Consider the following 17,453-nt stretch of genomic DNA (forward strand, 5'->3'; position numbering starts at 1 on the left):
CGATACAAGTATAATTATATATAAAAAAATAATCTCTATTGAGATTATTTTGTTTCTTGAGGAACAACGATTGCTCTTGTTCTCCCTTTTCCATATCTTTGGTATTTAACAATTCCTGAAACTAATGCAAATAATGTATCATCTCCACCACGTCCTACGTTTTCACCTGGGTGAATTTTTGTACCACGTTGTCTAAAGATAATTGAACCTGCGTTTGCATATTCTCCATCTGCTTTTTTTGCACCTAATCTTTTTGATTCTGAGTCACGACCGTTTCTAGTTGATCCAACCCCTTTTTTAGAAGCAAAATACTGTAGCCCTAATAAAAATCTCATACTTATTCCTCCATTATATTTAAATTCTTTGGATATTGAACTTCAATAGTTTTTAATTGAATTTTTAAAAACAATAATAACCTTTGAACTTCAACGTTTTCTTTTTTTAATACTTTAATAATAATTTCATTATCCAAAACCTTTAAGTCAACGCATTCGCCAACTAAAGTGTCAAGAGCGTTTAAGGCTCCATTCATTATAGCTGTAACTCCTGCACAAACTAAATCGTTTCCATACTTACCTGCGTTCGCATGTCCTGAAACATTAATTGATTCAATTATATTGTTTCTTTCTTTTATTAAAGTCTTAATCATGTTATTTTTTAGCTGGTGCTTTAGCAGTGGCTTTTTTAACAGCTGGTGCTTTAGCGGCTGTTGGTTTAGCTGCAACCGTTTTTTTAGCTACTGCTGGTTTAGCTACAACTGTTTTTTTAGCTGCTACTGGTTTAGCTGCAACCGTTTTTTTAACAGCTGGTGCTTTAGTAGCTAAAGGTCTAGCCTCAACTACTTTTGCAGTTTTTCTAGCAAATGGTTTTTTTGCATGTGGTTCATGAATGTGTTTTTTTTCTGTTGGTACAGTTATGCCTGTACCTGCTAATGAAATTGTTTCGATTTCAACTTTTGTATATGGTTGTCTATGACCATATACCTTGTTAATATTTTTTTTCGGGTGGTATCTAATAACTCTTATTTTTTTACCTTTACCTTGTTTAATAACTTTACCAACCACAACAGCTGATTTTAAAGTTGGATTTCCAACTTTATCATCAATCATGATTACTTCAGTGAAATAAACTTTTTGCCCATCTTTAGCGTCTAATTTTTCAATGTAAACAATATCCTTTTCAGATACCATTAATTGTTTTCCGCCAGTTTTAATAATAGCAAACATTTTATGTCCTCCGTTTATACTCGCCTTGCATGTGGGTCTTGCGTCCACTTGTAAACATACTTAAAGTGCGGTTGAAACAAATCAACCTTTAAATATTTTATATTATTAATGGCGAAATTAATTTACTTTTTTTATTTTAAAACAATGGTGGCAATTCATATGCCGCTGTTTGCTTTATACTTTCCTTATTTGATTGCGTGTCGTCATATTCCATTTTTGTACCACCAATAGTAACAGACATTTTATCTCTGTCTTTATTGTTTGCAATGAACACTGCTCCACTTATTGATCCAATCATACTGTTTATTGCATCAAATGGCGCTGTTATTATATTTGCAATACCATTTAAAAAACTACCAGTTATTGAACCACCACTTACATTTTGATTTTCTTCTGTATTTAATTTTGTCATATATTCTTCCTCCCTTATCTTTAACGACAAAAAAATGAAAAACAACCAAATTATTTTTCATTTTTTCATAAGTCGTAAAGATAATCTCTTTCAACATCATAGCTACTAACAATTTCTTTAATTGCTTGAGTTGATTTGATTCCTTTTTTAACAAGTGTATTTAATTTTTCTAGTAACTCAGAGTCGCTTAGTTTCTCTGCATTTATTGTATTGTTGATTTTTAACACAACACAAACTTCACCCTTGTCTACAAATTCAGTCGATTTGACATAATCACTAACTTGTTCAATTGAACCACGAATTATTTCTTCGTTAATTTTTGTAAGTTCTCTTGCTATTGTTAGGTTTGAGCTTGGATAATGTTTGTTAATTATTTTTATAGTTTCTTTGATTCTGTGGATTGAATCATAAAAACAAATCAATCTATCTTTAGTTGAACCAAGTGCATTGTTTATTTGTTCGATTAGTTTATTTTCTTTTTTATCCAAGAATCCAATGAATACATATTCATAAAAGTATTGTGATGCCGCTATTAATGCATGATTAATTGCAGTAGAACCACCAATACAAACTATGTTTACATTTACTTGCTTTTCTCATATTAGGTTCTCTATCAACCTCATACCAGGATCAGACATACCTGGCAATCCTGCATCAGACACTATTGCTAAATCATTTTTTAATTTCAATGACTCAGTGACATTATCTACTAAACTTAACTCGTTGAATTTGTGTAGTGACACCAGTTCTTTTTTTATATTGAAATGATTTAATAACACCTTACTTGTACGAGTGTCTTCACAATATATTGTTTTAACACCATTCAATACTTCTATAGATCTTTCAGACATATCATCTAAATTACCAATTGGTGTTGAAACAACATAAATTGTTGGTCAATCATTTTTATATGATTTTTGTACTATTAACATTGTTCCTCCAATAAAAAAATAAACCCTTAGGTTTATTTTATAGATTTAATTTGAATTTCATAAGGTTGTTGGATGTTCTTAATTTTTGCAACATCTCCAACTTTCTTACCTAAAATTGCTTCAGCAATTGGTGACTCATTAGAAATTTTATTAACAAATGGATCAGCTTCAATTGGACCAACAATATAGAATGTGTAAGTCTTTTTGTTTTTTTTGTTTAACAATTCAACTTCTGTACCAACAGCTACAACTTTTTCTTTTGTTGTAGATGTTGATTTTTTTTCATCAATAATTGCAGCTTTTCTAATTTGAGATTCAAGTTCTTTAATTCTTGCTTCTACTTCTGCTTGTCTATTTCTAGCTGCATCATAATCGGCATTTTCACTTAAGTCCCCTTGTGCTCTTGCTTCTACTAATTCTTCAATTACTTTTGGTCTAACAACCGTAATTAAATTATCAAGTTCAATTTCAAGTTGTTTAAGACCTTCTTTGGTTAAAATTACTGAATTTTCCATTTACCTATTTCCTTTATAACTTGATTTATTATACCTAAATATTTATTTTAAATAAAAAGAAAGAACTAAAGTTCATTCAATTTATTAACGATTTTTAATTTTAATAACAAAATGTCTAATTGATTTATCTGATAACTCAGATCCATTACCGATTGAGTTGTAAGTGTTTATGTATAGATAAGAGACCCCCTCATCCGTGTTTCCTATTTCATTAATTTCATAATCATTTGGTTGCAGCAAAGGCAATGTTAATGCATTGCCTCTTTTAACATGAGTTTGGTTATATAAATTTCATTTTAATCAATTTTCTTCTTGTTCTGGTTTAATACCCACTTTTCCATTTGGGTCATTAAAGTCAACTTTAGTCGGAACTTTACCGCCTTCGCCAAGCAATGCCTTATCAAACATTTGTAGTTGTTCTCCACCTGCAGAAAAACTAATAGAAGAATCACCACCATCTCACGATAGATCATCTTTTGTCAAATCCAATAAATAAGCATTTTCAACAACATTCTTTGTTGAGGGTCCTTCTTCAAATTCAACACTATCAATTTTCTCACCAATTTCAATTGGTTTGGCTGTTGCTAAATTTATGTTACCATCTCAATTATTAATATCGTATTGAACTTTTAATTGTCTCTCGACGAATTTACCGATTATTTCATCAGGAATAGTTCCTGACGAAAACCTAGCTCTAGACCATGTTGAAATTGCCTTCATTAGAATATCGTTCGCATAAATTGGTCTAATATCTGTAAATTTTTTTTCATTTTCAACTTCATCAAAAACATCTGATTTTTGCAATGTAAAGTCATATTCTCTATTATCTCTTTTTTCACTGATTGAGTAATCTGCACCACTTGTTAAGTAAAATGTTGGGTCGGTACCAGGTAAGCCTCCGACATCAAAAACACCCAATGCTTGCTGAGACAGAATGTCGTTATAAGCCCACATCTCACTAAGTGTTTCGTCGTCGTCAATGGGTTCACCATCACGTTTTGGGACGAAATTCAAAAAGTCTTTCGTGCTCCCCAAAACAAGTCCCATTTGATCCTCACCATAATATTTGTTGAAACCATCACTTCCAAAGTAGTCATTTCATTTTTTATCTGGAGCGGCTTTTGTTGCCACATACATTGGAAATTGGAATGAATCAGTAAAAGTTAATATTTTTAAATCATCTTTTAGCTCTTTCTTTGCACTTACAGTTAGCGCATATGAAATATTTGATAATTGATTTTCTTTAATGCTAGGATCGATATCTCATCCTTCTTTTTCGTTGGTTCCTAATGAACCCATATGTTTTCAAAAGTTAACTGTTCAGTTATTTTTGTCACTAATGATCTTGACGAATTTTTCTTTTATTTTATTCTTATTATCATCAAAACTTGGATTACCAATATCTTTATTCATTACATAATTTTCTATTGTTTCCGGTTTTGTTATTTCACTATGAAACACATTGAAACCATTGTCAACCGAAGTTTTAATAGCCTCAGTATTACTCAATCTTATTGGCTTATCTAAAATCAAACCACCAAGACCTTCTTTCAAAAGTGCGGTTGTTTCATTTCCTTCACCCATACCCGACAGGTCGATTGGTGCACCATCAAACATGGAGTTAAATCTAATGTCAATAAATTCTTCTAACCCTGGCTGTCCTGGCACTTTTGGCATAGTATAAGCGTTATCATCATGTTCAAATGTAAATACTTTTGAACCAGTGGCTGTGATTTTTCCATCTTGATTATCTCGTGCCTTAATCTCAAATGAAATTTTTGGATTTTCTATTTCTTCTTCATATTGCCCAGCTTCTGGTTCAGGTCTTGAAAGGAATTCCTTAACTTGTGCATGATTAAATTGTTCTGGATCTTCTCAAAAGTTTTTTAAATATGGTGACGGAGGATTATTATTTAAAACAACAATGTAATTATCATCACTATTTATTTCTCTCGAAGACCAATCCTGTATTGAATCATTTGCAAAATTTTCAACATAGTTTTTGCTAAATAAATTTTTAACTTCATCTTTTGCATCTTTAAAGTTATATGCTGGAATTTCAGGCAGGTTTAGTTCTTCAAGTTTGTATTTACGTGCGGGTTCGTTAGGGCTTGTTCCACCTGGTGTCAAAGGCGCCAAATCAGCACTTGAATCGTGCTTTATCACATATGAAAACTCAGTCTTTTTATCCAACTCTCAACCATCACCATTTTCTTCACCTGTTGATTTGATTAAAACTGAGATGTCCTTACTTTGATTAAAATTAAAAAAAGCATCAATCTCAGTTTCGAACTGATTTGAATTCAAATTTTTATCATTTAGAGATATTTCATAATGTTCACCCAAAATAAATTCAGTATTTTTGATTGATTTTATTTTTGAGTTGACTATTTCTTTTACGTATTTATCTAAAAAGTTTTGTCTATTTACTTCAACAAGTTCAGAATTAAAGTTGTATACATATTCTGAATTAATTTTTCCTTTTAATTCAGATAAATCAACAAGGTTGACTTTATCGCGAACTTCAACTTGATGGACCTGGACACTTATAGATTTATTTTTTATATCTGGTGTAATAGTTGAATTTGTTTTTTCGTTAAAGTAAGAAAATTCAATTGTAGCAAACTCAATATCTTTATCAATGAAAGTATCTGACGTAACCCTTAAACTAACATTGGATTCACCAGGGGAATTATTTATTTCTTCTACCCTTAAAAGTGGAACTTGTTTATTAACTCCACCCTCTGTGACATTAACCATGTTATTTGAAAGTTTAGGTACAATTTTGTACCCTTTCATTGGATTCTTGATGTTAATATCAACAATCTTGTTATTACGTCTTGGAGATTCTCAAGTTCCCTCTTCTGTGCCTGGTTTAACTTGTGCATCAATATAAATTGAGTTGTTATTTATTCCTTGTATAGCAATTGTTGTATCGCCCATAGAAAAAGTACAAGCCGCCAATACTACTGAGCTTGTTACTGGAATTGTTACCATTGTTGAAATGAAAAGTAGTTTTAGTAATTTTTTCATATAACCTCAAACGTTATTTTTTATTCAAATATTTTTTTCTCATGCTTATTTCTATAGTTGGTGATCGCAAAATTATGGACGCGTTCTTGAAGTGAATATAGCATTTTATATAAATTAGTTTTACTATTTAATTTTATCACTTTATCTTCCGATATCACAACACTATCTGTCCTATGATTTTTATTTTTTTGTAAGCCGACAACGAAAATATCAAGTTCTAATTCTTTCAAAATTTGCTTCGCTGCATTCAATTGAATGATGCCCCCATCGACAATAATCAAGTCAGGCATCTCGGTATTGTTAAATACTTTTTGTTGATATCTTCTATATAAAACCTCTTTCATTCTGTTATAGTCGCCCTTTTCTTCAATGTCTATATTTCATTTTCTGAAGTCTTTTTTAGATGGATTGTTATTTTTAAAAACTACCATCGCACCAAGTACAACGTCATTTGATAAGTTTGCAATATCAAAAACTTCAATTGTATGAGGATATTTTTCCATTCCAATTAAGACCCTAAATTCTTCTAGAATACTTTGATTTATTGATTCTTTATTCGAATTATAAAATTCTTCTGAATTTGTTTTTGCAAGAGTTAACAGTTGTTTTTCGACACTTGATATTTTATTGTTCAATTTAAATAACTCAGTCATTGCTTCACTTATAAATTCATTTGGGATTGTTACAATATCGGGGATTATATTTTTTGAATAAAATTGAGTTACAAAACTTTCAAATGCGTCATTTATATCTTGGTCATTTAATTCAAATGATTCTTGGAATGTATGTTGAAATTTTCCACCAACATAAAATAATATCGTAAACACAATATGTGTTTCGTTTGCAAAAAAGTTTATTACATGTCTGTCTTTTTTTTCATTTAATAATACATTTTGTTTTTGGACAAAGAAATCAATATGACCTAACATCTCTTTAATTTTTTGAGCTTGTTCAAACTGTAAATTGTTTGATGCTTTTTCCATTCTTTCTACTAGTATTTTTTCAACGTTTTCTGTATTACCTTTGAAGAAGCTTTTAATATTTTTTATTTGGTTGTCATAAACTTCTTTGGGAATCTCTTTAAAGCATCCGCCAAGACATTGATCAATATGAAAATATATGCATGGGTTGTTCATCTTACCTTTGCATCTTTTCAATGGATAAATACTTTGTATTATATATAATATTTTTCTTGCACTTGTGCCTTCTGGAAAGGGTCCGAATGTTGCTAGGTATTTTTTTTGTTTGTAATTCCTATGGTATTCAAACTGCGGATCGACTGATTTTGTAATAGAAATATACGGATAAGATTTATCATCATTTAAAACGATGTTATATCTTGGTTTGTGTGTTTTTATTAAAGTTTCTTCTAGTAACAATGCTTCCTTTTCACTATTACAAATAATTGTTTTAACGTCATTTATCTCTGAGACTAATTTTGATGTCTTATAATTTTGGGATTTTAAAAAATATTGGCTAACTCTTTTTCTAAGATTTTTAGCTTTACCAACATATATTATTTTGTTATCTTTATTTAGATATAGATAACAACCTGGTTTTTCAGAAATATTTTTTAAATCTAACATAATGTTCTCCACTACTATTCTAATAAAAAAAGATATTTAAAGACGATTTATTATCGCTTAAATATCTTTTACAAATCTTCTTTCTTTAAAAAGACTTCTCTTGGTTTTGCTCCATTTTGTGGGCCAATGATTCCTTCTTCTTCTAATTGATCAATTATTTTTCCTGCACGGTTATACCCGATTGAAAACTTTCTTTGCAATAATGAAGTCGAGGCTTTTTGTTGATCTACAATGAATTGAATTATTTCTTTTAACATTGGGTCTGCAGTTGCTCCACCACCTTGTGATGAACCACTTCCGTCTGACATTGAAATTTCTTCTTGTTCATATTCTGAATCAAACATTTGTCTTTGTTGTTTTGCACAGTGCTCAACAATTTTTTCTATTTCATCATCAGATATATATGCACCTTGTGCACGTAATAATGAAGATGATCCCGGAGGCATGTATAACATATCTCCTCTACCAACAAGTTTTTCAGCTCCAACTTGATCTAAAATTGTACGTGAGTCAATTTGTGAAGTAACAGCAAACGAAATACGAGTTGGTATATTTGATTTAATTACGCCAGTTAAAACGTCAACTGATGGTCTTTGAGTGGCTACAATCAAGTGAATACCAGCAGCACGAGCCATTTGTGTTAAACGCATAATTGCTTCTTCAACACCTTTTCTATCACCTGTCATCATTAAGTCTGCAAGCTCATCAATGATAACTACAATGAATGGTAATTTTAATGCGATGTCTGTTTGTTTATTATTAAACCCTTCAATGTTTTTTACAGCATGTTGAGTAAATAACATATAACGTCTATCCATTTCGTTAATAACTTTTTTAAGAACATTACTTGCTAACAACATATCGTTTATAACTGGAGTTAGTAAATGTGGAATATTTGCGTATGCAGCAAGTTCAACTTTTTTCGGGTCAACCATAATGAACTTAACTTCATGAGGTTTTGCTCTCATTAAAATCGATGCAATCAATCCGTTGATCATAACTGATTTACCTGACCCTGTTGAACCGGCAACAAGTAAGTGTGGCATTTTATCTAACTCACCAAATAACACTTCACCAGTAACTGATTTACCAATTGCAAATAATAATTTAGAATTTGCTTTATTCATTGGTGGGTTTGCTATCACACCTTTCATAGGTACCGCTAGCGGTGATGTATTTGGTACTTCTATACCAACTGCTGCTTTACCTTGAATTGGTGCCTCTATACGTACATTTTGAGATGCTAGAGTTAGTTTTAAATCATTTTCTAGTTTTGTAATTGAATTTACACGAGTACCTGGTGCTGGTGTGATTTCAAATTTAGTAATTGTTGGTCCTGTATTAATATGTGTGATTCTAGCGTCAACTTTAAATTGTTGTAACAACAAATTAATGTTTGCAGCTTTGACTTCATTTTCAGCAACTTGTGTAGCCATTGCGCCAGCACTGTTTTTGTCTTCACTCAAAATACTCATTGGTGGTAAAACATATGATTTGTTAACAAACATTGGTTCTTGTTCGTTTGATTTCTTTACAGGCGCAGGAGCTTTAACTTCTTGTTGTGCATGTGAAATTGGCGCAGATTTAGTTAGTGGTGAATTATAATTTGAGTTTTTATATTGTTGTTCAATTTCTTTAATTTCAACACTCTCTTCTTCAGCTTCTGCTAAGAAGCTTTCCAATGATGACTGTCCCGGATGTGTTGCTGATGATTTTGAACCTTTTTTTTGCATTGGTGAAATTGAGTTGTCTATTGAATACCATTCATCTTTACTTGCATTTCTTTTTGGTTTTAACGGTACTGGAACTGCAATAGTTTCTTCTTTAGAATTTGCATACTCGTTTGTTGATTCGTTATTTTGTATTTTAGTTTGTGTGTTATCTTTTATTGAGTAGTAGTCCGATTCATTGTTTTCAAAATAATCATTTCTTTGATTTGAAAAATTATTATTAACTTGTTGGGCTTCATTAAATGTTCTACCGCTTGGTTTTGAATTTGTTGGTCCAGGTAGGTAATTTAAATCTTCGAAGTCCATTTCATTTTCTAAGTTATTATTTTTATTTTTTGTATAACTTGGGAATTCAATTGTGATATCACTTGCATCAGAAGTTGAAGCAACTTCTTCATTATCCATATCTCCACGTAAGTTAAGTACATTGATAATCCCGCCTCTTTTTGTAGAACCGTTTGTTTTTGATTTAATTGATAAAATTTTAAGACGTTTGTATTTTCTTTCTTTAAATTTTGGACCTCATTTTTTTCCAGGTCATCAGTATAGTGGGTGTCCAAAGAAGATTCAAATTAGAACAAATACAAAAGTAACTATTGATATGATTCAACATAAAGGTGTTGAAAGATATGCAAAAATTCCTGTTAGGAATGTCCCTATTAATCCTCCACCAGCTCATGAGTTAAAGTATGTCGCTTTGTTTGTAACAAAGAAGTTGATTGATGGATAAGTTTCTGAAAAAACAGATTTCTCTAATCAGTGTTTTGTATATAAGCTGAATGAATTACCAAAGATATTTTTATCTCAAAATACTCCATGCATGTAATTCATATCTGTTCCATAATCTACAAATGAGTTTACAAAAAAGATTGTTGATGAGATTAAAAAACAAATTGATACGAACACAACTGCCGTGATTAATAAGAACCTTTTCTTAAACTTAATCTTTAATCCACAGAATATTAAAACACTTGTTGTGAATGTTATTAGATATATGATGTATTTGAATCAACCGAACGGGAAAGAAAAGAATATGTCATCTAAGAATTGTCCTATCATTGTTAATCTGAATGCAGACATCACTGTTATAAATAAAATTAATAGTGATGAAACTATTCACTTAATAGAATCTGGTTTCTTTTGTGTTTTATTAACACTGAAAGCCATTGTATAATCGCGGGTTTCATTATTGTTGTTTGAATTATTAATATCCATATGTAACCCCTTTCATTTTCATAATATATATTATAAATAACTTAGGGTGAATTAACCATTTTTTTGAAACATAAAAAAACACATATTAATATGTGTTTTGATTTTAAATATATAAACTATTTTTTTGTATTTGTTAGCGGTTTTGGACTGTAATGTTTTGTTTCATCAATCTCATTAATTGCAATCAATACTATTGGTTTTTTACCAGTTTCTTGTTTAACAATTGTCCCAATTTTAAATGACAATGTTTTTTTGATTTCTTCTAAACTAAAGTTTTTTGGATTCTTTTTGAATTCATTTGCATGAAATAGTATTTCATCAGAAACTAATTTTTGAGTTAATTTGAATATTGGTGAATCTTCAAAAACATAAATTAATCCCCTCATTTGAATATCTATCAATGAAACAATTTGTTTTGTCTTGTGATCGATATTTACACCCATTACAAGAACACCGTTAGATGCAAGTTGATGTCTTTCATTAATAACGATTGATGACACTCCGCCAGCTCCAATTGCGTTTACAAATTGATCTCCAGCTTTTATTTTTTTATTACCAAAAACAATTTTTCCATTTGTGGCTTTTAATAATTGCCCATTACTAATTAGCAATGTGTTTTTCTCACTAACACCAGCTTCAATAGCGGCCTTTTCTGCATTTAAGAAATTTTTAAATAAACCCTTAATTGGAATGAAGTATTTTGGTCTAAAAATGTGAGTCATTAATTTGATATCTTCAAATGAAGCTCTCATTGTTCATAGTGCTTTATCAGATAAAGAATAAACACGAGCATTAGTTCTAGCTAGTTCATCAAGTGCTTGTGCATGTCTTTTTTCTACACCTGCAATTGGTGGTGTTGCAAGGATGATAAAGTCTTTTTCATTAAATGAAACAAAGTCTTCGCTTTCGTTTGCCATTTTTTCTAATCTAGAATATAGTGCATCTCCGGTACCATTTATAATTACTACACAATCAGGATATTTTTCAATTTCACTTGTTTGAATAATATCACCAGGTTTTAAGTCTAAGTCTTGTTGTACTAATTTTGAGTTAACAATGTTAAACATTGTTTTTCCATAAACAGCAACTTTTCTACCTACTTCTTTTGCTTCTTTGATGATTTCATATACTTTGTAAATATCTTCTTCAAAAATACCAATGATTAATCTTGATGACATATCTTTCATCGGACCTTTGATATATTTTTGAATTCTATGGTTTGGCATTGTAAAGTCAATTCTATCTGCATATTCTGAATCACTAATAAATGCTAATACGCCTTCTTTTGATAAGTTGTTAACTCAAAGTGAGTCAGCTTCAAATGAATACTCAGCATTAGCCTGTATCATGTAATCACCCATGTATACAATTGTTCCTTGATCAGTAACTATTGCAAACCCAAATGTATTTGGAAATGAAGCAGTTGCTTTGAATACATGTATCTCAGCATTCTTAAATTTAATTACATCTTTGTTTTTAATTGCTTTATAAGAACTTGGATTGTGTTTTATTTTTTGTTTTGTAATTCTTTCTCTTAATAAATCAATCGCTATATCACTACAATAAACAGTTAGGTTAGGTAGTTCTTTTAATAAGTTACCGATTCCACCAGCATTGTATATTGAAGGGTTAGATAGAAATACCCCTTTTATTTTGTCTTCGTTTTCTTTTAGATATGTAAAGTTAGGAACTATTTGATCGATTCCTAATAATGATTTTTCTGGGTATTTTAAACCACAGTCAAATACATAGATTTCATTTTCTATTTCGATACAGAAAATATTTTTACCTTTTTCATCTTGCCCACCAAGAGCAAAAAAACTTATTTCTTTCATTGTATAAACTCCTATATTTAATTTTTATGTCGAATTAATGTTATTGATATTTTACTATACAAAGTAATAAATGAAAATAAAAAATGGATTAATATCCATTATTTATCTAATAATTCTTTTATTAAATAAAAATCATGATAATCCAAAAAATAATGCCGTAATACTTATTAGAGCAATTAATGGAATTCATACATTAAATGTAGAACCTACATAATATAGTTCTCCATCTTTTTTACCAAATTTGTATAGATCACTTTTCGTTGGGTTTTCATCTTTTAAACTATGTTCGGGATTATCTGTTATATGATTCTTGATAGTCTCAGTTATTTTAGTTTTTTGAGGATCGCTCGGACCACCACTGACACCGCTTCCGTTAATAAATAATATTGAAATATTTTTCTCACCAAAATAGTTTTCTTTGTTCGTATAAACCTGAAGACCATCTAGTTGCGCTCCTTTGAAAGTATTTTTAAGCTCAATAACATTTAATTCAATATCTTTTGCTTCAATCTCGTCATCTGAATTTGAAGAAATCTTTTCCTTAAATTTTTCAATAAATTCATCATCAATAGCATTTTCTTTATCACTTAGATCTCAAATTAACACGTCATTCAAGCCAACACCATTCGGGTTTTCTTCAAGCGTTAAATATTGACCTATATTAAACTTGTTCTTTACATCTTCATCAAAGTCATAAACATATGTAATGTACGGATTAAAAAAATCGATTTGACTATTTTTAAAGTTCTTATTGTATCCTGAGTTATAAAAAAATGAAGTAAGCATAGTTCCAGTATTAATCAAGTTTCTTTTTGTAATTTCTTTTAAATATGTAGTTCCATTAATAATGCTATCATCACTGTTGCGATTACTGATATTATACTTCGGTGCTTGGTTTATCATATATTCTCTCAATATATCAAAATACACTTTGAAGAACACCCTTGCACCATCAGATGTTATATTTGTTCATTCTTGTTTTGAATTATTAATTTCTGGGTTCGTTAATCACAAGTTTGTATCTTCAACTCTTTTATCCGGGTTATCCACAGTGCTCCCACCAATATCGAATATTGAGCTTCTTGATGAATTTGTTTTATATGCTGACGTATATGAAAATTTAGCAGTTTCATTTACTAAATCAATTATTCTTAGCATTTCACTATCATTTGAATAATTATTTTTTAAGTATTCAACAAAATTATCAAAACCAGTTGATCCAGAAAATCTGTCATTAGTTTTAGCATTCAATGAGAAAAATGAATTGTTTACATTATTTTTTTTGCTACCGAAGAACGAATTATCAATTTCATCAATTTCTTTAATGAATTGCAATACTTTATTTTCCATTACTAATTTTTCGTATTCTGCTTTAGCAACGGGATTTTGCGCTGCAAACTCATCAAATAAATAAGTTCCTTCATTACCAGAACCTTTTTTTGAAATCAATTCCAGTGTCGGATTAACCAATTCAGAAGCCAGACCATTGTATATCAGATCGTTTGTATATGATCTTGATATGTTTATATATGTTTCTGCCGGATTATATGAGTCCCTACCGTTTCTGTCTATATTTTGTTTAACATTATAAACATCGGCATTCGGACCCGTCCCCCTTACTTCGAAGAAAAACAAATCAAAAACCGTGAACGCTTCAAAGAATGACGAGGTAACAATCTCATTATCACTTTCAAAATTAATTGATACTTGACCATCAATAATTCCATCTTTGTTGTCTAATCTGATTTGATCAAACTCACTTAGTACAGAATATTTTTGTAGCGTGTATTTACTATAACTTTTATCGTTCATCGCAACAGCACTGCTTGTATATGATTCAAGTAAAGAGAACAACGGCATAACCGCTAACAATATTCCAATAATCACACCAAAGAATGTGGTTGCTATCCCACTTTTTAATGACGAAAATAATAATAAGAAACTTGATATTAAGGCTTCATAAAGAAATATAGTCAACATCCCAAATATTAACTCAGTTGTTGACATTTGAATGTATGAAACTCCAGATGCATAACCTGCAATAGTTCAAATTAAAAATAAAATAATTTGAATTGGAATAATAAATGACTTTTGAGCTGCGTACCTTTGGAAAAATAACTTAGTGTTTTTATAACCACTTCTTACTTCAAGATTTATCACCCCTAATTCGAGGTCCTTGTTAAATGAATTAGTTGTAAAGAAAACATTAAAAAATGTGACGAACAACAAAAGAACAGCAAATGCAACTCAACCAAATAGAACTAAATCAGCCAATAAAATTCCAGAAATAATTACTGCTATAAACGTTGGTGTAAATATTAGTAATAAAATTAAATTTATCTTAGAACTCAGTTGTGTAACAAATGTTCTTTTAAAAATTGGGAATTTATTAAACATCTTTACGCCCTCCCTTTGGATCAGCATCAGCTAAAACATCACCAAAAACTTGTTCGTATTTTGCACTATGTTTTTCGTCTTCAACTTTCTTGATTTTATCATAATCAATTCCTTTGATTTCACGCCCTACGACTTCAATATAAATTTTTCTAAGATCTTGTTTTTCTTTATTGAAAGGTTCGTCATAAACTAACTGGCCATAACCATCAACTTTTTTTAGAAGTATCGCTCTATTAACTGAGTTGTTTAATTCATCAATATTATGAGATGTAATAACAATTGTTTTACCGTGAACACTACTTAAGTGTTTCAATACACCCATGAATTCTAATCTTGAGTAAACATCTAGGTTAGCAGTTGGTTCATCGAGAACTATGATTTCTGGGTTTGTAACTAGTACTGAAAGTAATAGCGCTTTTTTTTGCATACCAGCAGATAAATCTGAAAACTTATTTTTTGCATACGGTTTTAACGTTAGTGCCTCAAGATAAAGTTCAATATACTTATCAAGTTCATCTTTTTGTACGCCTTTCAAAGATGCACAGTAGTATGAAAATTTAACAATGTTGAAATTCTTTGGGTAGTTGTTTTGATCTGGGAAGAATGCAATTCTACTTAGAACATTTTTATTAGTTGCCTGTTTCCCTTCTAAAGATACAAAACCTGCATCTTTTTTTAGTTCATTAAATATCATTTTAATTGTTGTTGTTTTACCGGTACCATTATCCCCAATAAAACCAACCATTTCGCCCTTTTGAATTGAAAATGAAACGTCTTTAACACCACTTCCATTTCTAAATTCTTTTGTTATACCAGAAACTACAAAATATGGTTTTGTTTCTAATCTCATTCTTGCTTTGTTTCGACCAGAAACTGTAGATTCATCAATAAATTCAACTTTATCTCTACCTTTTCTTTTCATTTTTAAAGCAACTAATTTATTTTCATCATTGATATCTTTAATATCAATTGTTTTAATCATGTCATCTTCATTTGGTTTCTTAGATTTTTTATGGTCATTAACGGCTTTTGATAATGTGTCTAATTTATTTTTTTTACCATATTCAAAATTCTGAATATCAACAGTCTGTTCATTGATGTTCTCAGGTCTTCTATAAAGGTGTGCTTCGTTTTGTTCTTTTAAATCAAAACTATCATAGTATTCGTTTTTTTTATTTGGTTTTTTGTTTTCAGACATATAACTACCCACTCCATTAAATTATGTATATATTATATATATTTTTTAAACTATAATATTTTAAGAAAAGGTATCTATGAAGAAAATTATTACGGGTATTACTACCACTGGAACAATTACATTAGGAAATTACATTGGAGCAATCAAACCAATGCTAGACTTGCAAAACGATAACGAGATGTTTATGTTTATTGCAGATCTACATGCACTTGTGACTCCAAGTGATGCAAAAGACTTGAGATTAAGAATTTCTAATGCATCTGCCATCTATTTCGCTTGTGGATTTGACCCAAAAAGAACTACAGTGTTTATTCAATCTGAAGTTCCAGCCCACACACAATTAGCATGAATATTAAATTGTCATACTACGATTGGTGAACTTTCTAGAATGACTCAATTCAAAGATAAATCTGCTAAAAAATCAAGCAACGGTACCGAAACAGTTCCAACTGGTTTACTTACTTACCCTACCTTAATGGCAGCCGATATCTTACTGTATGATATTGATTTAGTCCCTGTTGGAAAAGATCAAAAACAACACATTGAACTAACAAGAAACATTGCAACAAGAATGAATAATAAATATGGAAAAGATTTATTTACACTTCCAAAAGAATACACAAATGATGTGACAGCAAAAATAATGGACTTACAAGACCCCACTAAAAAGATGTCTAAATCATCTGATAATCAAAAGTCATTCATTTCGCTTCTTGATAAACCCGAAGTTGCAAGAAAGAAAATCAATTCATCTGTAACTGATTCTGAAAACTTAATTAAATACGACCCCGTTAATAAGCCTGGTGTATCTAATTTAATAACAATCTATAGTGCATTGAAAAACGAAAAAATAGATGACGTTGTAAAACACTTTGATGGGAAAAATTATGGTGTTTTAAAATCAGAAGTAGCTGATGTTGTTTGCGAGTTATTAGAAAACATACAAACAAAATTTAATACTTTAGTTGGAACAAAAGAACTACGAGACTTATTAGATCGCGGTAAACAACGTGCAACTGAAATATCAAATAAGAAACTTAAATTAATAAATGAAAAAATCGGTTTATAACCGATTTTATTTTTTAGATAATTCTTCACGAACTAATTGCATGTATTGGATTAATTCTTTTTTAGTCATATCTCTCAAGTTTGCTTTTTGAGCTTTTGGAGATAATTTATTTTGAATTGCCATTTTTCTAGTTGTGTTTGAGTGTTTTTGTAAATCACTTCTTTTTTCTTTGATAGTTGCTGATCCATCTAGTTTAGCTCTTTCTTCAGCAGAAAGTTCTTTAACATTGATTTTTTTAGCTGCTTCAACTTTTTTAGCAGCATCTGCAGCATCTTTTTCAGCTTTCTTTTTAGCTTCAGCTTCTT

The 17,453-nt window shown here is 30.2% G+C and carries 12 protein-coding genes and 1 pseudogene; 1 reads left to right on the forward strand and 12 read right to left on the reverse strand.

Annotated elements, in window-relative coordinates:
• Window positions 1-44: 44 nt before the first annotated feature.
• From rpmA to AACL07_RS02760, 12 genes and pseudogenes are all read right to left on the reverse strand, one after another.
• Window positions 45-335: a 50S ribosomal protein L27 gene (gene rpmA, locus AACL07_RS02705; protein WP_338983071.1), complete on the reverse strand. Its 291-nt coding sequence runs from the start codon at window positions 333-335 to the stop codon at window positions 45-47.
• A gap of 2 nt (window positions 336-337) precedes the next feature.
• Window positions 338-649: a ribosomal-processing cysteine protease Prp gene (locus AACL07_RS02710; RefSeq protein WP_338983072.1), complete on the reverse strand. Its 312-nt coding sequence runs from the start codon at window positions 647-649 to the stop codon at window positions 338-340.
• 283 nt (window positions 650-932) lie between these two features.
• Window positions 933-1,226: pseudogene (gene rplU / locus AACL07_RS02715) on the reverse strand (50S ribosomal protein L21); the annotation flags it as partial.
• A gap of 136 nt (window positions 1,227-1,362) precedes the next feature.
• Window positions 1,363-1,638 (reverse strand): hypothetical protein, encoded by a 276-nt coding sequence (locus AACL07_RS02720; protein WP_338983074.1) that lies wholly within the window; start codon window positions 1,636-1,638, stop codon window positions 1,363-1,365.
• Between the two features lie 50 nt (window positions 1,639-1,688).
• On the reverse strand, window positions 1,689-2,570 hold the full coding sequence (gene rsmI, locus AACL07_RS02725) for a 16S rRNA (cytidine(1402)-2'-O)-methyltransferase (protein WP_338983076.1): 882 nt from the start codon (window positions 2,568-2,570) through the stop codon (window positions 1,689-1,691).
• A 32-nt stretch (window positions 2,571-2,602) separates the two neighbouring features.
• Complete coding sequence (greA, locus tag AACL07_RS02730; protein ID WP_338983078.1) at window positions 2,603-3,085, reverse strand: transcription elongation factor GreA; 483 nt, start codon at window positions 3,083-3,085, stop codon at window positions 2,603-2,605.
• Between the two features lie 84 nt (window positions 3,086-3,169).
• Window positions 3,170-6,118: a hypothetical protein gene (locus tag AACL07_RS02735; protein ID WP_338983080.1), complete on the reverse strand. Its 2,949-nt coding sequence runs from the start codon at window positions 6,116-6,118 to the stop codon at window positions 3,170-3,172.
• Between the two features lie 20 nt (window positions 6,119-6,138).
• Entirely contained in the window at window positions 6,139-7,704 is a 1,566-nt protein-coding gene (uvrC, locus tag AACL07_RS02740) for an excinuclease ABC subunit UvrC (RefSeq protein ID WP_338983082.1), read from the reverse strand.
• A gap of 68 nt (window positions 7,705-7,772) precedes the next feature.
• Window positions 7,773-10,649 (reverse strand): DNA translocase FtsK, encoded by a 2,877-nt coding sequence (locus AACL07_RS02745; protein WP_338983084.1) that lies wholly within the window; start codon window positions 10,647-10,649, stop codon window positions 7,773-7,775.
• Between the two features lie 116 nt (window positions 10,650-10,765).
• On the reverse strand, window positions 10,766-12,484 hold the full coding sequence (locus AACL07_RS02750; protein WP_338983086.1) for a ribonuclease J: 1,719 nt from the start codon (window positions 12,482-12,484) through the stop codon (window positions 10,766-10,768).
• A gap of 102 nt (window positions 12,485-12,586) precedes the next feature.
• Entirely contained in the window at window positions 12,587-14,881 is a 2,295-nt protein-coding gene (locus tag AACL07_RS02755; protein WP_338983088.1) for a hypothetical protein, read from the reverse strand.
• A complete protein-coding gene (locus AACL07_RS02760; protein WP_338983090.1) occupies window positions 14,874-16,079 on the reverse strand; it encodes an ABC transporter ATP-binding protein in 1,206 nt (401 codons plus the stop codon). Before AACL07_RS02760 ends, AACL07_RS02755 begins: the two co-directional genes overlap by 8 nt.
• Before the next feature lie 76 nt (window positions 16,080-16,155).
• On the opposite strand from AACL07_RS02760, the gene trpS reads away from it, so the two are divergent.
• Entirely contained in the window at window positions 16,156-17,148 is a 993-nt protein-coding gene (trpS, locus tag AACL07_RS02765) for a tryptophan--tRNA ligase (protein WP_338983092.1), read from the forward strand.
• Window positions 17,149-17,453: the final 305 nt, after the last annotated feature.

The organism is Spiroplasma endosymbiont of Othius punctulatus, assembly GCF_964019505.1.
Classification (GTDB): Bacteria; Bacillota_I; Bacilli_A; order Mycoplasmatales; family Mycoplasmataceae; genus TIUS-1.